The sequence below is a fragment of the Aurantibacter sp. UH7 genome (genome assembly GCF_056839165.1).
On sequence record NZ_CM166388.1, the window covers coordinates 1,533,596 to 1,559,701 of the forward strand.

Below are 26,106 nucleotides of genomic sequence, written 5' to 3' on the forward strand. Positions count from 1 at the left end.
ATAAACCAAATGTGATACTATTTTTGCATCAGGTGAGAATTTGAATGATTTTAGGTGCAAAAAGCAGGTGAAATTTTACTAATTCATAATTTTGAGAGACAATAATTATTTATTCAGCAACTATATTTACAATAACTCTTTGATATCTAGTTAAGGCAGGCACACCATTATCCGTAACTTCAAGAATGAAATGGGTGGATTTACTTTTTTCAACTTTTGGTGCTATAAAAGAAACCGATTTTCCATTTTTAGCAACTTCTAATTCTATAAGATGACCTTTTAAAGTGCCGGGTTCACCGTAAGCAATCCAATTAAATTGAAGCTTATCGCCATCAGGATCTATAGTGGCAGAGCCATTTAAAATCACTTGGTCACCAGATTTTACCCCTAAAACATTATCATGTGTAAGTTTCACTTTTGGAGGGTGATTTGCTTTTTTATAATCTTCTGTATTACTCCAATCAATTCTCGCAGCAAAATCATTTTGGTAAGCTGATCGCCAGCGCCAAATAGTTGCATGCTGACTCGTATGGTGTCGTTTTGTTATGCCACTATAAACTTCATCTTCTGCATTCGTCCAAATTGGTCTAAGTTCAGGTTCATACATGTACTTTTTATATTGCGGAATGTATAATTCATATCTACCACCCCAACTTCCATAATCGGGATGTTCAAAATCATTAAGACCATTGTGGACTAATCCTAAAAAGGATGGCGTATCACCTTCCATTAAATACTCGGTATGCGGATGTTCCGCTCCTAAAGGACCATGATTTTTTCTAATATTTTCATCTAACCAAGGATTATCAACTAAAGTAAAATCCGGGCCATCAAATCTACCATGAAACTTATCACCCGAAATTCCTGGCCAAGTAGCATAATGGTATTGACCACCTCCGTTTTCTTCATAACCCGGACTTACGATATAAAATACATTTTTAAAATTATTACGTATCCATGGGCCCGTATTATCCTGATCGGATATTGCATACACTCGAATTTTTGAAATTAATTTTTCTAATTCTTCTGGTGATTTAGTACGCTCCAATTTATACAGCGCTTGTGCCAAAACATTAGTTCCACCCCAAGCAGTAATCCACAAAGGTCTTGTATCTACTTTTTCTATAGCCGCTATTAGCCAATCGGAACCTTCGGTATCCTTATTTTTACCAACTCCATCCATACCGAATTCAGATCGCCCTTTTTTGATAATGCTTTTGAGTGCATTAGCGGTAGGGTATCCTTTTTCATGAATTTCTAAGTTATCTCTTACTTTACCATATGCATCAACTATTTCATGAATACGCCAATCTGCAACTTCATTTCGCATCCAATTTGAAGTAGTTGCAACTAGTCCTTCAATTTCAAAATGATTAGCATACAATAATAATCGAACCAAAGATTGAGCGTCATCAGGTTCATTTTCAATATCAGTTAAAACAAATAATCTAGTTTTCTCCTGTTCTTGACTATACACAAATGCAATATTGGCCAACAACATTAGTCCAAAAGTAATGTGGTAAATAAAATTTTGTTTCATTTAGATATCGTTAACTGCTTTTCAAATATAAAAGCATAAAATTCATTGTTCTACATTAGTTTATAAACCCTAAGGTATTGGCTTAAAACTATCCGTTCTAAAAGGTCGAGCCGGTAAGCCTGCATCATTCACCAAATTAACTTCAGGCTTCGCAGAAAAGGCATATCTCACATATAGTGGTTGTTTTACTTTAGTAGAAGTTAAAATCACCTTTTCTCCTTTAATTTTAGCATCCGCTAAATACCACTCTTCCGAATCGTTAGCCAACCAAAAAGCTAAAGGTGCATTACCATCTTTAGTTTTTAAACCTGTACTATTTTCATAGGTGATAGTAATAAACTTCCTAGCAATATCTATGCTGCTAAATATTGGTCCCTCAGCAACAATATTTTTAGTACTAACGTTCTTTTCAGCCAAAAGTGCTAATCGTTTTCCGATAGGCAATTTATCTTTAGGATGAATATCATGAACTTCACCCAAATCTATAGTAGTTATCATTTCAGCATTCGGCAACTCCAGAACTTTATACTGTGATTCTCGAAACCAGGCCCAAGAAAGGTCATCCGGTCTCTCAGCACTTGGGTTATTTTTATTCTTCTTATTCCCTACAAATCCAGGCAATGTAATTCCCATAATTTGTAATTCTTTATTGTTCCATAATTTTCGAAGATGCTTAACCCAAAGTGGAAGTGATTCTCCATATTGCAACATTGCTTCAATCGATTTAGTATTAGCTTCACCCTGGTACCAAACTAAACCGCGACAAGAAATAGGAATTAAAGGGTTTAGCATACTATTAAAAATAATATTAGGTTGCGTACGTAAAAAAATATCTTCTTTAGTTGTCCTTTCTTTTCCTTTAGCTAATATTTCTACAATTCTTTTTTGCTTTGCAGTGTCTGCATCAAAATCGTTCATTATTGAATTGAAGTGCGGCAATTGTTTTGTCATTGCCCTTGGCATCCAACCTTCAATAGACGAACTACCCCAAGAGGTTAAAATAATACCGACAGGAACATCAGTAGACTTCTGTAAAAAATGAGCAAACGAAAAGGCAACTGCACTAGAGGGGTTTTCAATTTTCCACTCCCCTTTTACATATTTCTGTTCTTCGAATGATACCGTTCTTTGTATTTCTAAAGTTCGAATATTCTTAATCACTCCTTCCAATGCTTTGATATCTGGAATATTATTATATCCCATTTGCATATTAGATTGTCCAGAACATATCCAAACTTCGCCAACCATCACATCATCAAAAACTATAGATTCAGTTTCGGATTCGACTTTAAAAGAATAAGGTCCACCCGCCTTTTGTGACGGAAATACAACTTGCCATTCTCCATTAGAATTAGATTCATTTTTTACTGAAACACCATCTATAAAAACAGAAATCGTTACATCAGGTTTAGCTTCACCCCAAATATTCAAAGGCATATCCCTTTGCAGAACCATGTGTTCTTGAAAAGGGGACCCAAGTTTTAATTCTTGAGCAAAAAAAGTAGTGACCGATAATAGAAAGAATACAATTTGTAAGCTAAATGTTCTCATTAAGTTAATTTACTTTGCTAAATACGTGCCTTGATCAAAAGTAAACACATCCGATGGTGTTCTTGCTTGCTCAAGTATAGCTTCCATTTCTGAAACCAATTTAGGATGTTCACTAGCTATATTATTTGTCTCGCCAATATCATTTGTGAGATTATAAAGTTCTAATTCAGACTTATCCTTATTAAAGACATTATACTTTACAGCTTTCCAATTATCTTTTCTAACGGCTTGCCTACCTCCTCTTTCATGAAATTCCCAATACAAGTATTCATGAGTTATCTGATTTTCATTTTGGCCCAACAAAGAAGGTAAAAAGGAAATTCCATCTAAATCATCAGGTACCTGGAATCCGGCTATTTCTGAAAGTGTTGGAAAAACATCCCAAAAAGCTGAAGGATGTTCCGTTTGCGAATTAGGTTTTATTTTTCCTGGCCAACTTACAATCATAGGTACTCGAATACCACCTTCATATAAATCTCTTTTCACTCCTTTTAAGGGTCCATTACTATTAAAGAATTGAGGGTCTGCCCCACCTTCTTCATGTGGACCGTTATCTGAGGTAAAAATGATTATTGTATTCTCTGCTAAACCTAATTCTTCAACTTTAGCTATAATATCTCCTACTTGCTCATCTAACAAATCAATCATTGCGGCAAATGCGGCATGCGTTTCTTTTTGGGAACGATAGGGTCCTAAATTAAATTCAGGTCCTTCATCCTCCCCTTCATAACTTTTATCAGGTGAAAATTTAGCTCGGTACTTATTCATATATTTTTCAGGTGCTGCTAATTCTGCATGTGGAATAATCGATGGTACATATAAAAAGAAAGGCTTGTCTTTGTTTACATCTATAAATTTCAACACTTCCTTATGAATAAGTTCTGGAGCATATTGGCCATCGTTTTTACCGGCGTTCTCGGAAAGAACAATTGAATCGTTGTTAGACCATAAATGGTAAGGGTAGTAATTATGACCTAGTCGTTGGCAATTATAACCGTAAAAAGTATCAAAACCTTGCTTCATGGGGTCGCCTTCTGACCCAGGAAATCCCAAACCCCATTTACCAAACGCACCTGTCGTATAACCTGATTTTTTCATAGCCTCTGCTATAGTATACGTGTTATCTGGAATTGGGTACTGCCCTTCTGGTTTAATCTCTTTATTACCTCTAACTACAGTATGCCCAGTATGCATGCCAGTTAAAAGTGCAGATCTAGACGGAGCACAAACAGTGCTACCTGAATAATGTTGCGTAAACAACATACCATTATTGGCTAATTTATCTATGTTAGGAGTACTAAACTTTTGCTGCCCATATACACCCAAATCACCATAACCAAGGTCATCAGCTAGAATGTAAATGATATTAGGCTTAGTATGGTTATTTCCTTCAGTAACCGCCTCTTTCTGCTGATTCTTATTTTCTTTGCAAGAATTCACAAAGGCAACTAAACTTAAAATTGCTGCTAATACAAAAGTGGTTTTCTTCATAGCAACAATTTAATAAACATAAATTAATTACCAAATGTTCTGTAACTACAAATAGCAGTTTATTTAGTTTATTATAAAAGGATAAGGAATAAAAAATTGGAATATTCTCCAAAAAAATAACCTATTCGGGAATTGACTCTCCAAATTTATATTTAATTCTATGAATACCATCTTCTACTTCACTAGAATAAATTATCCCATTAAAATAATCTATTCTAATATCTGTATCAGCATTGAAAAATATGGTTTCTATTTCTTTTGATTCAAACTCCTCAGAAAGTGCTAATAAGTCAGAGTCAACATCAATAGTAAAAGACACCTTACTACCATCTTCTTTTATTCCATTTAAACTAACATTTCTTGCTCCATTTCGGATTAAGTACCTTAAATGTAAGAGCATTCGATAATCAACAAACTTGTACATAGGTATATTAGTTTCTTCATCATATGAGAATACATCATCTTCTGTATAGTAAATATTACCTGTTAAAGATGAATTCAAATCCAGTCCGTTATCGCCAGTTCTGAATAATCCTGCCGATGAAAAAGCAAAACCTGAAATATACCTATTGCCGAATGGATAACTCTCTATTTTATATTTTCCATCTTGGGATATAAATAAAGTTCCTCCTCCTTTTTTAGTGATATTGTAATCAGTATTTACCAATACGGCATCCAAGACATCATATTGCCAGCCCTTTTTATAATTAATAGAAGAATATTTTTTCAAATTTTCATCTATCGATTTTTTTCGTGCAATTTCCATCCTCAGAATATTCATTTCAGCGTCAGCATCGCTCGCTCCTAGTTCTCCAAATAATTGCGAGTCACCAGATATTCCAAGGGCAAGATTAACATTGGGATATGCTTCATCATTCCATTGAAAACCCTTACAAGAGTTATGAGGCGACATCGAGCGTATTGTATTTAACTCCACCAATTGAGCAGTTTCTTCGATATTCAAAGGTGATTCCAATTCTGTGTCATCATCTTTTGAGCAAAGTGAGAGAGGAAGAACAGTAAAGACTAATATTAAAAATTTGGCGCTGAATATAAATGCTTTCATATAGTTAAAAAAATATTTTGGCTAATCTAATTAAAGTTCTAAATACGATGCTACTTTTTAGTTAGGAAACTACCATTCTTAGTTCCCTTTATTTATGGAATTTTAGTTTTATCTAATTATCTAAATTACAATGGGTAGTTACTCTCTTTTACTCTTCGAAATTTAGAACTTACTACCAGAATCACTTAATTAGAATTCGTTTCTAATTAAGGAATCTCTTTTTTTACGACTAAACTCGTGTTATTTAAATAACACCACCATAAACCATTTACAATGAGCACCTATATCAAAAATAGCCACAGTGATTATTTAAATATAAGCACCTCTCAAATGATTGAAGTGGACCGGTTGATGATAGAAGAGTACAACATTGAATTAATTCAAATGATGGAAAATGCAGGTCGCTGTTTGGCAATCCTAGCAAAGGAGCGATTTTTCAATGGAGATGTTGAAGGAAAAAGCATCGTAGTATTGGCCGGTACTGGAGGTAACGGTGGTGGGGCCTTAGTGGCAGCAAGAAGATTACACAATTGGGGGGCAATAGTAACCGTGTTTGTTACAGCCGAAGACAAAAATTTCACTCCTATTCCATTTCATCAATATAAAATTCTAAAACGGATGGGTGTATCCGTTCAGGTGGCCGATAAAATTATAACACTGAATCCTCCGGATGCTATACTGGACGGGATTATCGGATACAGTTTAAAGGGAGGCCCTAGAGGTATTGCCGCTGACATGATTCGATGGGCAAACGCACAAAAAGCTCCAATAATAGCTCTAGACACTCCATCGGGATTAGATTTAACAAGTGGAACGCGCTATAGTACAATAATAAAAGCAAATGCAACTCTAACTTTGGCGATGCCAAAAAAGGGACTTTTTGTTAAGAATGTCAAAAACATAGTCGGAGAATTATATGTGGGTGATATAAGCGTACCAACTGAACTGTATCGAGAAAAAAGCCTCGGATTAAATCCAGATAATATTTTTAGATATTCTGATATCGTGCGCTTGTATTGACCAAGAGAATTTGAGTTGTATAAAACAAACAATTATGATATTTCAAGTCCTCGTTTTTAAATAGCCTATGTTAAAATAAAGAATTTTCTTATCTTAAAAAGATACTCTAATAACTCAATATCAACCAAATAAGTTTACATGAAAAAACCAATAGTAATAGCAGAAATTGCATCGCTAGAAAATAAAAAACCAATACATGCACTGGTCAATGGTCTTGATTTGGTCATTGTCAAATTTGATGATGATATCTCCGTATTGTATGGTAGATGTTTGCATCGTGGTGCATTAATGTCTGACGGACACATAGACGGGCACAATCTTATCTGTGGAGTACATGGTTGGGATTATAGATACGATACAGGAGTTTCAGAATACAACAATGCTGAAGTGCTTCAAAAATTTACAGCTAAAATTGAAAACGAAAAACTTTATGTAGATGAGTTTGAAATTGAAGCATCTTTAGAAAAAAACGCACAACCTTTTAATCGAGACGAATATCTGGGAGCTTATGCTGATACACATCCAGAAGAAACAGAACCCTATACTGGTTATATTAAAGAACTTTCCAAAAATGGACTTAAGAATTTAGGACATCATGGATTTTCTGCATCAATGGGGGTAGATAGAAATACACTTCCGAAATGGAGCGACATACAATTTTTACCTGCTCAATTGGCAAGTCGACCATTATTAGACAACGAAGATGTAGCCACTAATGTCGTTATTGGGCCTAAAGCAAAAAAACCGTTATCCTTAGATATTCCTCTTTTTGTGAGTGATATGAGTTTCGGTGCTTTATCGCGAGAGGCGAAAATTGCACTCTCTAAAGGAGCAGAACTAGCGGGAACAGGAATCTGTTCTGGCGAGGGTGGCATGTTACCTCAAGAACAAGAAAACAATAGTCGCTATTTTTATGAACTTGCTTCAGCCCAATTCGGTTTTTCATGGGACAAATTAGATAATGTACAAGCCTTTCATTTTAAGGGAGGTCAGGGTGCAAAAACAGGCACAGGGGGTCATTTGCCAGGAAACAAAGTAAGTAAGGAAATTGCTGATGTTAGAGGCTTAAAGCAAGGTGAAACCGCAATTTCTCCAGCTACTTTTCCCGATTTTCATGGGGTAAATGACTTTAAAGATTTTGCTGCAAAAGTGAGAGAGCGTACCGGAGGAATTCCTATAGGTTTTAAAATTGCTGCCAGCCATATTGAGAAAGATATTCAGTTCGCACTCGACGTTGGGGTAGACTATATTATATTGGATGGTCGTGGTGGAGGCACAGGTTCGGCACCAACTATTTTAAGAGATAACATTAATGTACCTACCATTCCAGCATTGGCCCGTGCCAGAAAATATTTAGATCAAGTTAATGCAAAAGATGTAACCCTGATTATTACAGGTGGACTACGAATTGCTGAAGATTTTAGCAAGGCCTTGATGATGGGTGCTGATGCAATCGCGGTTTCAAATTCCGCATTACAGGCTATTGGTTGTCTTGGTATGCGCGCTTGTGGAAGTAACAATTGTCCTGTTGGGATAGCAACTCAAAAAGAATCACTTCGAAGTAGATTGATAATTGATTCTTCCGCTAAACAACTACATAACTTTTTTGACGCAACTAACAACCTTATCAAAGTAATTGCAAGAGCTTGTGGTCATGACAATATATCTAAGTTTAATTTTGACGACCTGTCAACCTTTGACCATGATATGTATAGACTTACTGGAATTAACTATGCAGGAATTAACTCAAAATAAAATTACATAATGACTAAAATGATTCACTTAGCTGCTCAATATTTGGCTACCGCAGGTAAAAGTTTTTTGGATAAAAAAGATGACGACAGTCATACCAATTTAGGATTCGATTACCAAAAGGGATTTTTAGAGACCTGGCAATTGAATGATAGTGGATGCAAAATAGCGCTGGATTACAAGCAGTTTTCTTTACATTGGATAACCAATAATACCACGCGAATGACCTTAACTCTGGATGGAAAAACCCATGCGGAAATCGTTAAATGGATGGATGAAGTCACGACAGCCCCGGGCAGAATTAAAACCTACTCATACAAACTACATTATAAGCTCCCATATGGCGAAATGACCAATGATTTTGTTTTTACAAAACCCTCTGAAGAGGAGCTGAACAAAATGTTGAGTTATCGAAGAATCGCACATCATGCCTTGGAAAATGTTGTGGACAAGATGAAATTTGATACAGCTATTCGCATCTGGCCACATCATTTTGATTCGGGAGGTTACGAAGTCCTAGATTCCAACAAGAATATTGCTGTAGGTTTTGGTCTGGCCATTCCAGATACCATTATAGCTGATTATTATTTGTACACCTCAGGGTATATAGGTCACGATGGTATCGATACTTCCGAATTCGAAACCCTTTCTGATGGCAAATGGCTGAATGACGGATTTAAAGGTGCTGTTCTACATATGAAGAATGCAGACGAAGCAAAGGCCAAAAGCTTTTTTAATGAAAGTATTGAAAAATATAGCGCTTTGTAATATAACAATTGAAATTCATTTAATTTAACGTAATGAGTGATAAAAAAGCAGAAAAACGTATTGATGAATACCTGTTAAGCGAATTGAATATTGATAAAGAAAAATTAAAATCCTTAAAGAAAAAGTTAGCAAAAATAGAACCGCGTTCAGAACGTGGAACCGAAACGCTCTTCCGTTTAGTTTCGAAAAATCACTATACTCTAAATGTAATGATCGATAGAAAATCAAATATTTTAATATCGATTAACGCCTTAATTCTTTCTATAATTCTTGGTACTGTATTAAGCCAATTAGACAAAGAGCCCCATTTAATTTTTCCAGCAGTTATGATGCTTTTTACCAACTTAATCGCCATAACATTTGCAGTATTAGCAACACGACCTGAAGTCAAACATGGTAATATCGAAAGTGACAATTTATTGTATTTTGGAAATTTTCAAGATATGGAGGAAAAGGAATATACGAACCAATTGACTGATTTAATTTACAAAGGGGATGATCTATACAAATCAATAGCCACGGATACTTTTTATCTCGGAAAATCCATTAGTAAGAAACACAGGCTTTTGCGCAAATCTTTTGATGTTTTCCTCATTGGAATCATACTGTCAGTTATAGCCTTTATTGCTTGTCATGTATTTTTCGGTGGAATGATTTAGCTTTTTTCTTTATTTCTTCAAATTAATGATTGAATCAATCATTAATTCTCTTTTTGATTTTGAGAAGTGAAGTCAATTTTATCTAGGACAATTTTTGATTCTTTTGAACAATACGAACCAACTTTAAATTATAAAAAAACAAAAAGCCTTCACAAATGTAAAGGCTTTACTTTTTTAGTGGAGAATACCGGAGTCGAACCGGTGACCTCTTGCCTGCCAGGCAAGCGCTCTAGCCAGCTGAGCTAATCCCCCTTTTAACGGAAGCAAAGAAAATGCTTTTCAGTAACCTAACAAAATAGTAGTTAAAGTTAATACAGCACTTTAATCTTTCTTAACACGTAATACCAAAACAGGTACAGGTGCAAAAAATTCCGATTTCAATATGGTACTTTTCTCCCATAACTTTTTAAAGAAACCTCTTTTTCTTCTAAAAACTACCAATAGGTCTGGTTGATGAGATTGAAAATGTTCAAGTACCCCCAAATATGTAGTTGGGTTTTCTGTTATTGTTAGATTTGAACAAAGATCCATTAAAGCTGTATTCACTTTTAAGTCGTCTTCCGTATATCCAGGAGTTTTCACCATTAACAAATTAATAGTTGTATTAAATTTTTGTTGAATAGTAACCAACGGATCTAAAATGCGTTTTTTCTTTAAGATTCCTGATTTAAACGCCGTTAGAGCAGTGCTGTAAGGTTTGAATTCCGAACCTTTAGGAACAATAAGCGCAGGAATATTTGTCTTTTTTATGATACTTCCAGTAGTTTTACCTAAGTAAACCTCCTCTTTAATATCATTACTTCTTGGAGCAAGAATAATTAAATCAATTCCTAATTCACGGTCAATTTCTTTTAACCCATCTGTAATTTCTCCATTATAAGTTGCAATTTTTATTGACACCCCATTTGCATCAACTTTTTCAATAACTTCTTTCAATCGCTCTTTACTACTTTGCGCTACTTTTTCAGTAATGTTAGCCAAGCTTCCTGTCTTCGCGGTAACAGAAAAAACATCCATAACAAAAACATTTGATGAAAATGCTCTTGCAAAATCTACTGCATATTGTAAAGTGTTTCCTGAATTGGAACTAGTGCCAATTGGTACAAGAATATTTTTCATTGGAAGTATGATAAAGATTAATAATTTAAATTTACAATTAAATTGGTCATTAAAGAATGATTAGACGTGCAAAGATATCGGATATTCCCGACATTCTTAACATTACTCAGGCTTGTGCTAGCCATATGATACAAAATGGCATCTATCAATGGAATATAGACTACCCTTCACGTATACACTTTGAAAACGATATTAAACGAGAAGAACTCTATATTCTATTATTGGATAACACAATTATCGGTGCAATAGCAATTTCAAACCTCATTGATAAAGAATATGAAACGGTAAAATGGCTCACCAAAAACAACAACAATATATATATTCATAGGCTTTGTATACACCCAAAATATCAAGGTAAAGGCCATGCACAAAAACTGATGTCATTTGCTGAAAATTATGCGAAAAACAACAATGTTATTTCTATTAGACTAGATACCTTTAGTCGAAATAATCGTAATCAAAAGTTCTACGAAACAAGAGGTTATCAAAAATTAGGTGATATCTTTTTACCCAACCAAAGCAAACATCCTTTTTATTGTTATGAACTTGTGCATTAATTATGAAAATAGAAAGCCCAACTATCAATTTCAAAACCATAAATAAGTTAGCAATCCCTGCTACAGTTGCCGGAATCGCTGAACCATTACTGTCAATAACCGACACTGCAATAGTTGGAAACATTCCTGTTGATGGACTAGAATCATTAGCGGCAGCAGGTATTGTAGGTTCGTTTTTATCGATGCTAATTTGGGTTTTAGGTCAAACTAGAAGTGCCATATCAGCAATAATTTCTCAATATTTAGGAGCAGGAAAAATTGAAGAAGTAAAAACACTACCCGCCCAAGCTATATATTTAAATATAGGGCTTAGCATACTTATACTTCTATCTACAGTTTTTATTATAGAAGAAATTTTTGAACTATTAAATGCATCTGGGAGAATTTTAAGTTATTGCGTTTCATACTATTCCATACGGGTTTGGGGGTTTCCATTAACACTTTTTGTTTTTGCTGTAATGGGAATATTTCGAGGGCTTCAAAACACATATTGGCCAATGATGATAGCAATAGTTGGAGCGATTTTAAACGTAATTTTAGACTTCGCATTTGTTTATGGCATCGATGGTTTTATATCTCCAATGTATTTAGAAGGTGCAGCTTGGGCAAGCCTAGTTGCTCAAGGAATAATGGCTATTATGGCATTCATTCTTCTAATTTCGAAAACTGATATTAGTCTAAGGTTAAAATTTCCTTTACACCAAGAACTAGGAAGATTGGTTATAATGAGTCTGAATCTGTTTGTTCGTGCAATTGCTTTGAATACTGCATTAATATTAGCCGTAAGAGAGGCAACAGCTCTCGGTGATAAGTATATTGGCGCTCACACTATTGCAATAAACATTTGGTTATTTGCTGCTTTTTTTATTGATGGTTATGGAGCAGCTGGCAACATACTTGGTGGACGATTATTTGGAGCTAAAAACTATAATTCTTTATGGCTATTAGCTAAAAAAATAGTTCTATACGGATTACTTGTCAGTCTCGTATTAGTCTGTTTAGGGTTTTTATTTTATCACCCATTAGGTCGTCTATTCTCCAATGAAAGCATTGTTTTGGAAACTTTTTACTCCATATTCTTTATTGTTATTCTAGGGCTTCCAATGAATACATTAGCTTTTGTTTTAGATGGACTATTTAAAGGTCTTGGAGAAATGAAATACTTGCGAAACACTTTACTAGCAGCAACTTTTTTAGGTTTTGTTCCTACACTATTTCTTGGCAAAGTATTGAATTGGGGGTTTTATGGTATATGGATAGCTTTCACCGTATGGATGATAATAAGAGGAGGAGCATTGGTATTTAAGTTTCGGCGGAAATTTCTACCCTTACTACAAAACACTTAATTTTGAGAAAAACATAGTTTTATGGCAACTAATCGAACTAACGGAAGTATTTATACTAAAATTGAAAAGAACATAGCCACAATAGAATTTGGCCACCCTGCTAGTAATTCTTTTGTTGCAGAAATGCTTGACCGTTTAACTGGTGAATTTAATAAACTTGCTACCGATATATCTATTACGCTAATCATCTTAAAATCTGAGGGAGACCGAGCTTTTTGTGGAGGTGCTTCTTTTGATGAATTAATGGCAGTATCAACATTAGAAGAAGGACAAGTTTTTTTCTCAGGTTTTGCAAATGTTATTAATGCAATGCGAAGTTGTAACAAAGTAATTGTTGGAAGAGTTCATGGTAAAGCTGTAGGTGGTGGCGTTGGTTTAGCAGCTGCTTGTGACTATGTATTTGCTACTGTAGAAGCTCCCATTCGTTTATCCGAATTAACTATTGGTATTGCTCCCCTAGTAATTGAACCTGCTGTTGAACGGAAAATAGGAATTGCCGCAATTTCAGAACTATCCTTAGCACCAACAGAATGGAAAAATGCGTATTGGGCGCAAGAAAAAGGACTTTATTCGAAGGTTTTTGATACTGCTAAAGAATTGGATAATGCACTGTATTTTTTCACTCAAAAATTAGCTAATTACAACCCAGAAGCTCTAATAGAATGGCGTAAAATTTTATGGAAAAATACAAAACACTGGGACACTTTACTTACCGAAAGAGCAGCAATTACAGGCAAATTAGTGCTGTCAGAGTTCACTAGAACTGCTTTGTCAAAATTCAAAAAATAAAAAATGAAGAATTTTAAAATTGAAATTAAGTGGGCTGTTAGATTCTCTTTTATTTTATTAATATGGATGTTTTTTGAAAAAGCAATTGGCCTTCATGATGTTCATATTGCTAAACATGCCATCTACACCAATTTATTCGGAATTATTGCCATAATTATTTATGCGTTTGCTTTAAAAGACAAAAAACAAAACTTCTTTAATAACATAATGAACTGGAAACAAGGTTTTATTTCTGGCATCGTATTAAGTACTGTCGTTGCTTTATTAAGTCCGATAAATCAATATATTATCAACACTTACATAACGCCTGACTATTTCAACAATGTTATCGATTTTGTTGTTGAAAATGGTAAAATGACCCGAGAAAATGCACAAGGGTATTTCAATCTCAAAAGCTATATGTTACAAAGTGCCTTTGGAGCATTAGCAATGGGAGTGGTTACTTCTGCCGTAGTTGCCTATTTTGTAAGAAGTAAAAGCCAAACCAACTAAAAACAGTATTGTGAAAACATTAAAAATCATATTGCTATCAGTATTATTATTAGGTATTGGATGTAAAGAAGAAGAAGAAAAAACTGCAGTAGAAATACCTTCAAAAAAATGGTATAAAGGAAACCTGCATACACATTCGTATTGGAGTGATGGAGATGAGTTTCCAGAGGTAATCTTAAATTGGTATAAAGAAAGGGAGTATAGTTTTATGGCCCTTTCCGACCACAATACAATTGCGGATGGAGAAAAATGGATTACTATAAAAAGCGATTCGATATATCAAAATGCTTTTAAAAGTTATTTAGAAAAATATGGTGAAGACTGGGTAAATTATAAGATTGATTCTGGTAAAACCAAAGTGAAATTAAAAACCTATGAAGAGTATCGCAATCTAACGGAGGAATATGGTAAGTTTTTAGTAATTCATTCGGAAGAAATTACAGATAAATTCGAAGACAAGGACATTCATATGAACGCAACCAACATTCAAGACAAAATTGAACCTATGGGTGGCACAAGTGTTGTTAATGTTTTACAACATAATATTAATCAAGTTCTTGAGCAAAGAAAGAAAACTGGAGTCCCAATTATGCCGCATGTTAATCATCCAAATTTTTTCTATGGAGTAAGTCTAAATGATATGATTCAATTAAATGGTGAACGTTTTTTTGAAGTTTACAATGGCCATCCAATGGTACACAACATGGGTGATTCAGTAAATGTATCTACAGAAGAAATGTGGGATTTAATCAACATATCTTACCTAGAGAACAACAAACCTATGATGTATGGTCTCGCCACTGATGATTCACACAGTTACCACCAAAAAGGAGCAACATGGAGCAATGCTGGCCGAGGTTGGGTTATGGTACAAGCCGATACTTTAGCTACCAACGCCTTGATAAACTCCTTAGAGTCTGGAAATTTTTATTCTACAACTGGCGTAGAACTCGAAAATATTACAATAAAAGGAGGTAAATATTCAGTTACCATAATAGAAGAACCAGGAGTTTCGTACAAAATAACTTTCTTAGGAAGCAAAAAAGAAAATACGAATCCGGTAGAATTTAAAACTTTTGAAGGCTCTCAAGCAAGTTTCGAATTAACTGATGATATCTTATTTGTTAGATGTAAAATAACTTCCACAAAATTGCAAGATAATCCTATTGAAGATATTTTATATGAAATGGCATGGACGCAACCAGTAACTAATGCCGAATAAGCTTTCGTATAATTCAACATTAATATTTACTTGGCTAATTTCTATATAGCACTATTTTTTAAATAATGAATTCAGTTGATTAACGGCCGATTGAGCTAATTTCTCACCTGCCCCAATATCATATTTAGTTGTACCTGGTGTTGTTTCATAACCGGTAATCATCGGCTTAAAACCTTTTGGACCTTGAGTAAAAGATATTTCGGTCGGAAAATAATCATAATCACCATTAGCTAGGCCTAATACCAATGTGTTTTTAAAAGGTGAATTTTCTTTAATGTACTTTCCAAATTCATTAAAAATCTCTCCAGGTAAACCTACTATAGCTACATCACCAATCTGAATTACCATTACTTCTAACAAATCAACTTCATTTTGTACTTTATGCATATCTACCCACCATTTCGCGTACAATTCTTCTGGTATCCCATCGGGTTGTAGCGCAGGCATGCCTTCTTTTTCAACCCTTTTTAACACAGTATTTGCCCATTGATACTGTTCATCAGTTATCGTCATTTTTTTGATAGAAACTTCTTCTCTAGAAATTTTTACATTTCCTATACCTGTTGCTGGTTTCGACTTATTCAATGCTTCTAAAGTTGCAACCCCTAATAGATATCCGACACGTTGACATTCTTGATACGTGTCTAAAAAGCCAACTTTATGATCTACCTGTGTTACATTCCCAGAAGGTGCATTTAAAAAAAGAACTCCGAATTCTTCACCTTTAGCTTTTTGTACAGATTCCGTTAAGTATCCAGGGTAATCGGCAGTATACAACCAATTATTCCCAGTAAGGGTAGTTGGATGACATCCAAAATTCACTATAGTACCAGTAGTTTTTCCGTTTTGTTCTATACTTACTGTAATTAATTCAGAGTCCTTTCCACCCAACGGTTTTTCTATAAAACCAGGTTCAAATTTCTCCCAAACCATATGTGTAGTGCCATCTATTGCTTTTAATCTTCGGTTATGCGAAACTCTATCTTCGGTAGTGCGCCCCACCATTAGTTCTGCTGGTTGAAGACTTTTATTTGCCGCAATAATTGCATCTGCTGCCTTTTGCAAATAACCTTTAGCTTCAGGCGCTTCTATATTCGATTTTGGTCCACTGTGGGTATGTGTGGCATGTATCAATATATCTTCAGCATTAATATCAGTAGCTGATTGAACATATTCCCGCATCATGTCAATAGATTCTACTGGAATATTACAAATATCAACAGAAAGTATGGCTGTTTTTTTTCCATTACTTCCTTCGGCTACCATTGCTTTACCGTATAAAGAATCATGAATACCGCGCGATGCATAATCATCACCTCTATAGTTTCCGACTAAATCAAGACCTATTCTCGGTGTATAATTCACTTTTGCATAACCTATTTTGAGTCCTGTTTTGGATTGATTAATCATTGTATTATTTCTCTGACAAGATTGGATTATAAAAGCAAATACCAAAAATACAAGTACCGACCCGCTATACCATATATGCTTATTTGAATTATTCATTATCATGATAAAATGCGATTTAATGTTCGTAACCAATTTCCATAGAAGATATTATCTCTGTCTTGATGAGAATATCCTCTATTTTCGAGAATAGTATCGAATTTTTGTAAATCAGCTATAGTATTAATATCATACGGAGTTTGCTCTAGCCCAAAAAGTCCATCTAAATCACTCCCAAAACCAATATGATTACTATTCCCAGCCATCTGACAAATATGATCGAAATGATCAACCAAAAGTTCCATATTAATATTGCATTCTTTAGGGTTATCTTTCCCTAATTTAAAGTCCGGGTACAACATCCAAGTGTCCAATGCACCACCTAGCATTCCATCTCTTTCTATAATAGATTTTATTTGATCATCAGAAAATTGACGTTCACCAGGAACAATGCTTCTACAATTTTGATGACTCGCTATAACGGTACCCTGAAAAATATCTAGTGCTTCGAAAAAACCTTTATCAGTAAGATGCGTTAAATCTAACTGCATGGGCAACTGATTCATTTCTTTCAATAATTCTTTACCAATAACAGTCAAACCACTACCGTCAGAATGTGTCCCAGCTGCATATCTACCAGGACCGAAATGAGAAATTCCAATGGATCGCAATCCTTGTTCATGAAAGGTGTGTAAGTAGTCTAGATTAACTATTGAATCGGCTCCTTCCAATGCTAAAATATATCCTACAGGCTTTTTTTTCTGACTAGCAGTATTTTCTGTCCACATTTTAAAATGCGATGCCAAACCTTCTTTCGTTGTTATTTGGACCATTTCACCCAAAGCTTCCATTTCACGATACCATGCCAATTGACATTGTGCGTGAGCAAAGGCTTGCTGAGGCGAATGCCACCCCGGAAGAGCCATTGTATGCAAGGGGCTGCCATTTTCTGAATATCTGGAAATCATAGTAGCTAGAACTAATCCTAAATTTCCTTCACGTAGTTCAGGAAGTGAAACTGTTCCATTACCACGGTCTTGATAATCTTTCCATCCTAATTCACTTTCCTTATCTCTTATTTCTTGTACCGTTTTTGTCAAATCACGGTTCATAGTCATGGCATTAGTAGCCAAATCTAAATGGGCGTCGATAATAAATGGCACTTTAGATGATTCTTTCATTCTGTAATTTTTGTTGAAGAAATGTTAGCTACAGTAGCATTATAACTTGAGGTTAATCGATGAATATCAAATGAGAATTTTTCAAATGTTTCTTCCCATTTTTTAGCTTCTTCAGGGGTGTAATCATAAAAACCTTTCCCATTAAAAACTCCATTCCCATCTGCTTTTGCAATATCATCAATAAGCTTAGGTACGGTTTTTTGATTACTTAATTCTGGAAACAAATCTTTCATAACAGCATGGTATGCTTTAAGCCCCGTTAAATCCATATACCTAAAAAGCCCACAGAACGCCATCCAGTGTCCTCCGTCGTTTTTACAAGCACGGTCTACATCTTCAACCGAAGCGTAACCATTTTCAACAAGATGAAAAGCTTCTCTATACATGGCATACATAATTCTATTAGTAATAAAACCCCTTATATCTTTTCGAACCAAAGTGGGTTCTTTTCCCCATTCTTTAGCGATAGCATGCAACTGTTCTCCAATGTCAATTGGACTTTTTTCTCCACAAACGATTTCTAAAAAAGGGGAAGTATATGAAGGTTCAGCCCAATGCATTCCAAAAAACCGTTCTGGTACTCTAAAATGATTCTGCAACATACTTATAGGCATTGCTGAAGTGTTCGACGTAATAATTACTTCATCGGAAACACTATCCTCAATTTTTTTAAATACTTCTTGCTTGATTGCAAGGTTTTCAAAAACACATTCCATTACTAACCAACAATTTTTTAGACTTTTGTAATCAGATGTGTAAGTAATGTTCTGTAACAACTCATCGGGCTTTTTGGTGGTAATGCCCTCATTGTAACACTCTACTAAAGAACGCCTAATTCTTTCTGGGGCCGATTTATCTATATCGGAGACTATTGGAGCAACTGCAACTACTTTTTGTCCATTTATTAATAATGCCGCTGCAATACTACTTCCCATCAAGCCAAGACCAACTATTCCAAGAGTTGCGTTATTTTTTAGTTTCATAGGTTTTCTATTTCAATTCTAATAGCGTTTCCTTTGCCATTTTTATAGCATGATCTATATGTTTTTCTTCATGTACGGCGCTTATATACCAGAGGCCTCTTCCGATAATTCGAACTCCTCTTTGTTGCATTCCGTGAATAAACATTTTAGATTTAGGCTGTTCATATGCAGTCAGTCCTCTAAAATCTTTTATGCTTTTTACACTCGCAAAACCAGTGTGAAACATTGGTCCTAAACCCTGAACTAATAAGTTTTGTCCGGTTTCTTCAGCTACTTGTCGTAAGCCTTTCATTAATCGATCACCAAGAGCAAATATACGTTCATGAGTGCCTGCCTCTTCTAGTACTTCTATAGTTCCTAAGGCAGCCGCAATTAGAGCACAAGCAGAATTCATTGTTCCTGCATGAATTACTTTCCCTTCTGTTATCAATTGCATCCATTCTATTTTTCCTACGATAGCCGAAATAGGGTAACCACTTGCCAATGCTTTAGCGAAAATGGAAAGATCAGGAGTTATATTGAAATACTTTTGCGCACCTCCTAATCCAGTTCTAAAACCTGTAATTACTTCATCAAAAATTAAAGCGGAATTATATACTGTACAGATATCTCTTAAGCCCTGCAGAAAACCTTCTTCTGGTAAAATACATCCGCTATTACACATTATAGGTTCAGTAATTATAGCGGCTATTTCATTATGATTTTCTTTCATGGTTTTTTTAACGAGCTCGATATCGTTCCATGGAAGTATGATAAATTCTTGTTCAACATCATTAGCAATTCCAGCGGTCCAGGGTAGCGAATTTGGATACTCTCTACTCCCCATTTTTTCTTCGTCTAAGGTCAATCCCCATGAAACATTGTCTAACCAACCGTGATAATGACCTTCGAAACGAATAAACTTATTTCGCCCAGTTTTGGCCCTAGCTACACGTAATGCGGTCTGTATTGCAGTTGACCCATCTAAGCAAAAACGCATCAATTCAGCTGAAGGAATGTGTTTATTTAATTTTTCAGCTAACTCTATTTCTAAAATATGTTGTCCAGCAAATAATTGCCCTTTTTCAGAATACTCTTGTACACGTTTTAATACATGTGGATGTGAATGACCAACAATCATTGGCCCTTGACTCAAGGTAAAATCAAGATATTTATTACCATCCACATCATAAGTATACACCCCTTCTGCATAATCATAGAATAATGCGTGTGGATGATTAAATTTTCGAAATTCAGAAGAAACACCACCTGCCAAAACTTTTTTAGAGCGCTCTAATAAAGCGGCTGATTTACTGTGGTCTAGTTGCATTTTTACATTCCGCATTGTTAAATTGTTATTTTTCGGTTTCTTGCTAATACCTGCCAACAATCAGAAACAATTCCATCTTTTATAATTGTTAGTTCTTCGTATAAATTAACAGTAGGGCATATATGATAAGGAATAGCTAAAAATGGTTCACCAATACTATACTTAGAAGTATCTGGAACATTTACTACCAAGTGCTCTTCAAATTGATTTACAATAATTCCATCTTCTAAATCCAAAATATCCACCCGTGGTTGTGGTGGATCTGATGCAGTAGCTTTTGTACCCAAATCAAAGCACATTGTAGTCTTATCTATAATTGAGATTACTCGTGTAAGAATAGTTGCCGCTGGAGTAAAAGGCATCTCAGAGAATGAAGACCCATAACCTGCATCCCAGAAAAAAATAGTGCCAGGGCTACATTCCAACTCCTTTTGTTTTGCATAAAAGGGAAAAGAAGGAGAACCACCAAGAACCACTGTAATTTTTCTATCTAAAAATTCTTCTACACTTATCCTTAATTCGTTTACCTCATTAAAAATAGTGTCCGTTTGTTGTTTTCTAATTGCTTCATCAGAAGCATGAACGTGTCCATCATACGCGTGAAGACCTTTAATAATTAGCCCATTTAATTTATTAATATCAGAAATCAATTCAAAAGCGTCAATAGTCTTAATTCCGGTACGATCCATACCCACATTAATATCAATAAAAACAGCAAGAGGTTCCGCTATAAAAAAATCTGAAAGCATTTTTGCCGATTCATTATTATCTACAAGAGCAGAAAATTGAGTTTCCGGGAATTTTTGTCTTAATTCTAAAAAACGGCTCGCCTTCGTTTTTGATAATTGATAGCTTAATAATACATCTACTGCACCTGCCATTCCTAAAAGTTCTGCTTCCGCGATGGTACTACACTTAAATCGGCTTACACCCTTAGAAATAGCCAAACCAGCAACTTCGATACACTTTACAGTTTTTATATGAGGTCTAAGATATGTAGATCGAGAGTTAGAAACCATGTTAATGGCATTATCAATATTCTTTTCTACTACTTCTTCAAAAACCAAAAGGGCAGGTGAATCGATTGTAGAAACATCTTCAATTAAATATGGTGCTGTATTAGTTATCATTAATTTTTCGGTAATTTAAAAATGATATCTATTTCTACTTTTATATTTTCACCTAATACCGATTGAACAGTTGTTCGAGCCGGCTTTATTCCATTAAAATAAGTAGCGTATACAGCATTAAACTTATCAAAATCAGCGATATCTTTTAAATGTACCGTACTTTTAAGAGCATCATCCATTGTGCCACCAGCAGTTTCAACAATTTGCTTAATATTATCTAATGTACGCTTAGTTTCTTCTTCAACACTGCCTAGTACAAATTTGCTAGAAGCAAAATCTACGGAGGCCTGTCCACTTAAAAATAACATTCCGTTATAAGCAACACCATCTGAATAAGCTCCAGTAACAAAATCTGAATCACGTTGTGGATGAGTAATTTTTATTTTTTCCATTAGGGTTTAATTCTTTTATGAGTAAATCAATGAAGTTCTAATTCTTAAATAATTCAATAAAAGAATGACTTCCAGCTCAAATTTATTTTAAATCAACCAATTTTAGTAATACCAAAAACTGATATTCTAATACAAATAATTATATTTAGATTCATTTTAATGACATATCTAACCACTAATACGAAGAAGAGTATCAATATTGTTAGACTATCCTTATGGAAACAACGGAAATCCGTTTATTCAAAGAATCCAATCAATCCTTTATATATCATGTAGAGGAAAAAGATTTCGGTATTTATCACCACCATCCAGAATATGAATTAGTTTACATAAAAAATGGGAAAGGAGTTCGTATAGTCGGAGACAATATTAACGAATTTGAAAAGAACGACCTCGTATTTTTAGGTCCATATTTACCGCATGTGTGGCGCTGTGATGATTCGTATAACAATCCCGATGGTTCGTTTTCAGGCAAGGGCTACGTAATTCAATTTCTGGAGGAATTCTTAGGAAAACCGTTTTTACAGTTGGCAGAAAATCAAGGACTTTCTACTTTTTTTTCTAAAACCTTTAGGGGTTGTAGGTTTTTTGGAGAGACAAAGAAAAAACTTGTAAGGATTATAGTATCAATGCATGGTATGAAACCGACTGAGCGACTGTATGCTTTATTATCTATATTAGAAATTTTAGCTACAACAGAAGAATACGAGTTTATTTGCAGTCCTGCTTTTTACATTACCGATAAATCATCTAAAAGTCACCCTTTGCATGACGTCGTTGAATTTATATTAAAGAATTTCAAAGAAGACATTAAATTAAAAGATGTGCTGGAAATTGCTAACATGTCTAACACCCAGTTTTTTTTAGCCTTTAAAAAAACGTATCGAATGCCCTTTAAAAGTTATTTACTTAAGTTACGTATTGGTTATGCTTGTAGACTATTAGCCGACCCAATGCGCAATGTTTCCCAAGTTGCTTACGAATCAGGATTTGAAAACCTTTCTAACTTCAATAGACACTTCAAGTCAATAAACCACTGTACACCAACAGCCTACAGAAAGAAACTGGAACGAAAAGTATTAACAAATTAAAAAAAATAAATTCCTTTATTTAATCCATTCTGAGTATAACTCATCATATTTTGCAATTGGTAATAATGGTTTAACATCAAATTGGTCCTTGGCATTTTTCAATTTATAAGCCTTCTTTAAAAGTGTAATATCTCTGCTTAATTTCTTAGTTAGAATTTGTTCACCGGTGCCATCAGTTACTCCGACCATCAACAGTTTTCTCGGTGCTAAAGTTGCCCTTAAATCAGGCAAATCATAAGCCGATAATGCCCCTGGAACTAGGCTATTTACGAACTTTGGATTGTACATTCGTGTAGAAGCTATAGTAGTATATGAATTATAAGGTTGTATAAGTGCGATACGTTCTATAGAAGTGTTAAATGCAGCTGCGTATAGTAGTGTCGGGCACAATATTTCCTTCGCTAATCCAAAAATCTTAGTAGTAGGGTCGTTGCGCTCCAACAACATTATAAGTCTATTTACATCACCTGCTTGAATACCAACAATACTTCTTTCTATAAGTACAGAACCAAACCACACATTATAATTGATTCCTTCAAGTTCGGAATCCATTCTAAAATTAACTGGTCCTACCTCCCCTACTCCAAGTAAGTCGGGAGCCAAAACGGTAAATCCTTGCTTAGCGAACCATTCAATTTCATTGCCCTCACTTGCTTCCGTAGACTTTCCCGAAGGGTTCAGATACAATAAAGATTTGCCATTCGACACTTCTGGTTTAAATAAAAGATAAGGAATTACATAATCCCCTTCTCCTTTTATAAAATTCATATCAATTGTATAGCCTTCCCGGTTTATACGACCTGTTAGCACAGGTTTATCAATTTCGGTAGGCGCTACGTACCCAGAAAGTTTTTTTGCTGAATTTAATACCGCTGGAAGATGAGCCGATAGATTACTTCGTTTTAAATTAAGTGTATCAATTAATCGCTCAACATTCCTACTATTTAGGCTAAAAACTGTCTCCCCCATCAACGAAGTTGATACCTGACCAGTTGGAGTCACTCTCATTTCTTCAGGACTCAGAAATTCTACCTCTAAATCAACAGGGCTTCCCGGATTTTTCAAATGTTTTTGAAAAAAAGCATACATGGTTTCCCTATTACTTTTTGTGCTTTTATGGGCTGGATAAACATCTACAGTAGAATTAAAACTGTCCGGTTCTCCGTAAGCATTATAAATTTTGGATACTTCTTCTGCTGTCTCTTGAAACCCTTGTACACTAAAAAAATCACCCGTCGTAGCCAAAATAAGTGCTGGTTTTGGAGCCCTTACAGATAAAAGGTCAGCATGATCTAGTCCACGAGCAATACCATTAAAGAGGTTTTGTTCACCATCTTGAGGACCAATAGATTGAAATAATCGTGTGTAATTTGTGATATAATTTTCGGGTGCAACAGCTAAAATACGTTCGTCAAAAGCTGCAATTTGTGATGCTTGTGTACCACCACCCGAGCGACCCGTAATTCCAATTCTATCAGGGTCTACTTCCGTACGACTAAGCAAGTAATCTACTGCTCTAATTCCATCCCAAATCATATAACTAGCTTGCGAACTACCAGTAATAAAAGTCTGCGCTCCAGAATAAGAATGACTCTTTGTAGTACTATACGACTTTGACTCTGGTTGATCAAAATATTCAAGGCGTTCTCCCTGGCCGATTGGATCAAAAGCAAATACTATGAACCCTTTTTTAACTAGATTCAGAATAATTTGTTGGTAAGCGGCATGATACCCATCTATCGTGTGTCCGCTAGTATATATTATTGTTGGTGCTTTGGCACCCTTTTTAAGTCCTTTTGGAATAAATAATGAAGATGAAACATAAAATTTAGGTTGCGATTCGTAAATAATATGCTCTACACTGAAATCAGTTTTATGCACCTTTCTTGTAATTTTTGCATTCAATGCTGTTTTTTTAGGGAAAGGTCCTACAATATCCATTAATGTTTTTTTGACAAACTTCTGTCTTTCCTTCCATTCAGATAATGTGCTTAAGCCAGCTATGTTCGCTTCCCGTTTTGCAAGCTGATCATAAGCTTGTTCTGCAATATGAAAATATTGGGCATTTGGAGCATCTTTATAAGTAATCCAGTTTTTTATCACTGGAATGTCTTCTTGTGCATTTATTTTTTGGAGTGACACTAAGGTTAAAACAATAATTGTGCTAAAATAAACTTTAAAATTTTTCATTGATGCTATTAAATATCCTGTCAAATTAAATTTATATTTCATCAAAAACAAAGTTCTAAACAAATCTTACAAAAAGCCATCAATTACTGATAAAAACGAGTCCTTATTATTATATTTATAAAGTTTCAGAGCGATAGAAACACATGAATTTAATAGAAAAAAATATCTTTAACTTGTATCAAAATAATTGACTTAAAAAATTACAATCGAGTCAAGATTTATTTTTAAAAAGATACTTATTGAACATCTAAAATGATGAAATATTGAAAAGATTTGAAAACCAAGTTGCGGTTATTATTGGAGGAGCACGAGGTATTGGTCGCGCTATTGCCGAGCGTATTATAAGCGAAGGTGGCCTTGTATGCGTTTTAGACGTTTTACAAAGTGAATTAGATATGTTAATAGAACAGAAAGTAGTTCAAAATGTTTATGCAGTTGATATTACAGATGAGGAGCATTTAAAAAAAACTGTACAAACCATAGTAGACTCATATGGCAGGTTAGACATACTAATAAACAGCGCTGGAATTGTAGGTCCTACTGCTACGAAAATTGAAAATTATAGTTCAGATGATTTTCAAAAAATTGTGAATATTAATCTTAATGGCGCATTTAATATTACCAAGGCAGTTTTACCACAAATGGTCCAACAAAATTATGGAAGAATATTACATATTGCTTCTATTGGAGGTAAAGAAGGAAATCCTGGAATGGTAGGTTATACGGCAAGTAAGGCCGGTTTAATGGGACTAGTAAAAGGTGTAGGTAAAGAATATGCAGATACGGGGATAACTGTTAATGGTTTAGCTCCTGCGGTAATTGCCACACCAATGAACAAAGATACCGACCCAGAAATGTTAAAATATATGACTTCTAAGATTCCGATGGGTCGATTAGGTACCGTAGAAGAAGTTGCTTCATTGGTCTGTTGGATAGTATCTAAAGAAGCTACATTTAATACAGGGTTTATTTTTGACATCTCCGGAGGTCGTGCCACATTTTAAGTTTTATT

Annotated in this window: 23 protein-coding genes and 1 tRNA gene; 11 read left to right on the forward strand and 13 right to left on the reverse strand. The window is 34.8% G+C overall.

The window, feature by feature from the left end; genetic code table 11:
• Positions 1–109: 109 nt before the first annotated feature.
• The 4 genes from UH7x_RS06575 to UH7x_RS06590 form a co-directional block, all read right to left on the reverse strand.
• A complete protein-coding gene (locus UH7x_RS06575; RefSeq protein WP_482362924.1) occupies positions 110–1,540 on the reverse strand; it encodes a DUF1593 domain-containing protein in 1,431 nt (476 codons plus the stop codon).
• 69 nt (positions 1,541–1,609) lie between these two features.
• Entirely contained in the window at positions 1,610–3,091 is a 1,482-nt protein-coding gene (locus tag UH7x_RS06580) for a sialate O-acetylesterase (RefSeq protein WP_482362925.1), read from the reverse strand.
• Between the two features lie 9 nt (positions 3,092–3,100).
• Positions 3,101–4,582, reverse strand: coding sequence for an arylsulfatase (locus tag UH7x_RS06585; protein ID WP_482362926.1), 1,482 nt, complete (start codon positions 4,580–4,582; stop codon positions 3,101–3,103).
• 121 nt (positions 4,583–4,703) lie between these two features.
• Positions 4,704–5,648, reverse strand: a complete 945-nt coding sequence (locus tag UH7x_RS06590) for a hypothetical protein (protein WP_482362927.1) — start codon at positions 5,646–5,648, stop codon at positions 4,704–4,706.
• A gap of 273 nt (positions 5,649–5,921) precedes the next feature.
• Between UH7x_RS06590 and UH7x_RS06595 the strand changes: the two genes are divergently transcribed.
• The 4 genes from UH7x_RS06595 to UH7x_RS06610 all read left to right on the forward strand — a co-directional run bounded on the left by UH7x_RS06595 (position 5,922) and on the right by UH7x_RS06610 (position 9,847).
• A complete protein-coding gene (locus UH7x_RS06595) occupies positions 5,922–6,668 on the forward strand; it encodes an NAD(P)H-hydrate epimerase (protein WP_482362928.1) in 747 nt (248 codons plus the stop codon).
• A gap of 138 nt (positions 6,669–6,806) precedes the next feature.
• Positions 6,807–8,423, forward strand: coding sequence for a glutamate synthase-related protein (locus UH7x_RS06600; RefSeq protein WP_482362929.1), 1,617 nt, complete (start codon positions 6,807–6,809; stop codon positions 8,421–8,423).
• A 9-nt stretch (positions 8,424–8,432) separates the two neighbouring features.
• Positions 8,433–9,188 carry a hypothetical protein gene (locus UH7x_RS06605; protein ID WP_482362930.1) on the forward strand — a complete coding sequence of 252 codons (756 nt, stop codon included), beginning with the start codon at positions 8,433–8,435 and terminating at the stop codon, positions 9,186–9,188.
• 32 nt (positions 9,189–9,220) lie between these two features.
• Positions 9,221–9,847: a Pycsar system effector family protein gene (locus UH7x_RS06610; RefSeq protein ID WP_482362931.1), complete on the forward strand. Its 627-nt coding sequence runs from the start codon at positions 9,221–9,223 to the stop codon at positions 9,845–9,847.
• 178 nt (positions 9,848–10,025) lie between these two features.
• Here UH7x_RS06610 and UH7x_RS06615 read toward each other — a convergent pair.
• Both UH7x_RS06615 and UH7x_RS06620 read right to left on the reverse strand, forming a co-directional pair.
• Positions 10,026–10,099: transfer RNA gene (locus UH7x_RS06615), tRNA-Ala, on the reverse strand.
• Positions 10,100–10,168: 69 nt separating this feature from the next.
• Positions 10,169–10,966, reverse strand: coding sequence for a universal stress protein (locus UH7x_RS06620; RefSeq protein ID WP_482362932.1), 798 nt, complete (start codon positions 10,964–10,966; stop codon positions 10,169–10,171).
• Between the two features lie 56 nt (positions 10,967–11,022).
• Here UH7x_RS06620 and UH7x_RS06625 point away from each other — a divergent pair, with 56 nt between their 5' ends.
• From UH7x_RS06625 to UH7x_RS06645, 5 genes are read left to right on the forward strand one after another with little or no spacing between them, the layout of a single operon-like run.
• The gene (locus UH7x_RS06625) at positions 11,023–11,523 is read left to right on the forward strand and encodes a GNAT family N-acetyltransferase (RefSeq protein WP_482362933.1); all 501 of its coding nucleotides are present in this window, start codon (positions 11,023–11,025) and stop codon (positions 11,521–11,523) included.
• Positions 11,524–11,525: 2 nt separating this feature from the next.
• Positions 11,526–12,869 carry an MATE family efflux transporter gene (locus UH7x_RS06630; RefSeq protein WP_482362934.1) on the forward strand — a complete coding sequence of 448 codons (1,344 nt, stop codon included), beginning with the start codon at positions 11,526–11,528 and terminating at the stop codon, positions 12,867–12,869.
• A gap of 21 nt (positions 12,870–12,890) precedes the next feature.
• Complete coding sequence (locus UH7x_RS06635) at positions 12,891–13,658, forward strand: enoyl-CoA hydratase/isomerase family protein (RefSeq protein ID WP_482362935.1); 768 nt, start codon at positions 12,891–12,893, stop codon at positions 13,656–13,658.
• Positions 13,659–13,661: 3 nt separating this feature from the next.
• Complete coding sequence (locus UH7x_RS06640) at positions 13,662–14,150, forward strand: DUF4199 domain-containing protein (protein WP_482362936.1); 489 nt, start codon at positions 13,662–13,664, stop codon at positions 14,148–14,150.
• A 10-nt stretch (positions 14,151–14,160) separates the two neighbouring features.
• Entirely contained in the window at positions 14,161–15,372 is a 1,212-nt protein-coding gene (locus tag UH7x_RS06645; protein WP_482362937.1) for a histidinol-phosphatase, read from the forward strand.
• 51 nt (positions 15,373–15,423) lie between these two features.
• On the opposite strand, the gene UH7x_RS06650 is transcribed toward UH7x_RS06645, so the two are convergent.
• The 6 genes from UH7x_RS06650 to UH7x_RS06675 form a co-directional block, all read right to left on the reverse strand.
• A complete protein-coding gene (locus UH7x_RS06650; RefSeq protein ID WP_482362938.1) occupies positions 15,424–16,782 on the reverse strand; it encodes a neutral/alkaline non-lysosomal ceramidase N-terminal domain-containing protein in 1,359 nt (452 codons plus the stop codon).
• 98 nt (positions 16,783–16,880) lie between these two features.
• Positions 16,881–17,999, reverse strand: a complete 1,119-nt coding sequence (locus tag UH7x_RS06655; RefSeq protein WP_482362939.1) for a dipeptidase — start codon at positions 17,997–17,999, stop codon at positions 16,881–16,883.
• Positions 17,996–18,982, reverse strand: coding sequence for a 3-hydroxyacyl-CoA dehydrogenase family protein (locus UH7x_RS06660; protein ID WP_482362940.1), 987 nt, complete (start codon positions 18,980–18,982; stop codon positions 17,996–17,998). Before UH7x_RS06660 ends, UH7x_RS06655 begins: the two co-directional genes overlap by 4 nt.
• 7 nt (positions 18,983–18,989) lie before the next feature.
• The gene (locus UH7x_RS06665; RefSeq protein ID WP_482362941.1) at positions 18,990–20,306 is read right to left on the reverse strand and encodes an aspartate aminotransferase family protein; all 1,317 of its coding nucleotides are present in this window, start codon (positions 20,304–20,306) and stop codon (positions 18,990–18,992) included.
• 2 nt (positions 20,307–20,308) lie between these two features.
• Positions 20,309–21,421 carry a D-TA family PLP-dependent enzyme gene (locus UH7x_RS06670; protein WP_482362942.1) on the reverse strand — a complete coding sequence of 371 codons (1,113 nt, stop codon included), beginning with the start codon at positions 21,419–21,421 and terminating at the stop codon, positions 20,309–20,311.
• On the reverse strand, positions 21,421–21,813 hold the full coding sequence (locus UH7x_RS06675; RefSeq protein WP_482362943.1) for a RidA family protein: 393 nt from the start codon (positions 21,811–21,813) through the stop codon (positions 21,421–21,423). Before UH7x_RS06675 ends, UH7x_RS06670 begins: the two co-directional genes overlap by 1 nt.
• Before the next feature lie 215 nt (positions 21,814–22,028).
• Here UH7x_RS06675 and UH7x_RS06680 point away from each other — a divergent pair, with 215 nt between their 5' ends.
• A complete protein-coding gene (locus UH7x_RS06680; protein WP_482362944.1) occupies positions 22,029–22,904 on the forward strand; it encodes an AraC family transcriptional regulator in 876 nt (291 codons plus the stop codon).
• Between the two features lie 15 nt (positions 22,905–22,919).
• Here the strand turns inward: UH7x_RS06680 and UH7x_RS06685 are convergent, their stop codons facing one another.
• The gene (locus UH7x_RS06685) at positions 22,920–25,094 is read right to left on the reverse strand and encodes an alpha/beta hydrolase family protein (RefSeq protein WP_482362945.1); all 2,175 of its coding nucleotides are present in this window, start codon (positions 25,092–25,094) and stop codon (positions 22,920–22,922) included.
• A 263-nt stretch (positions 25,095–25,357) separates the two neighbouring features.
• Here UH7x_RS06685 and UH7x_RS06690 point away from each other — a divergent pair, with 263 nt between their 5' ends.
• A complete protein-coding gene (locus UH7x_RS06690; RefSeq protein ID WP_482362946.1) occupies positions 25,358–26,098 on the forward strand; it encodes an SDR family NAD(P)-dependent oxidoreductase in 741 nt (246 codons plus the stop codon).
• The last annotated feature ends 8 nt before the right edge of the window (positions 26,099–26,106 follow it).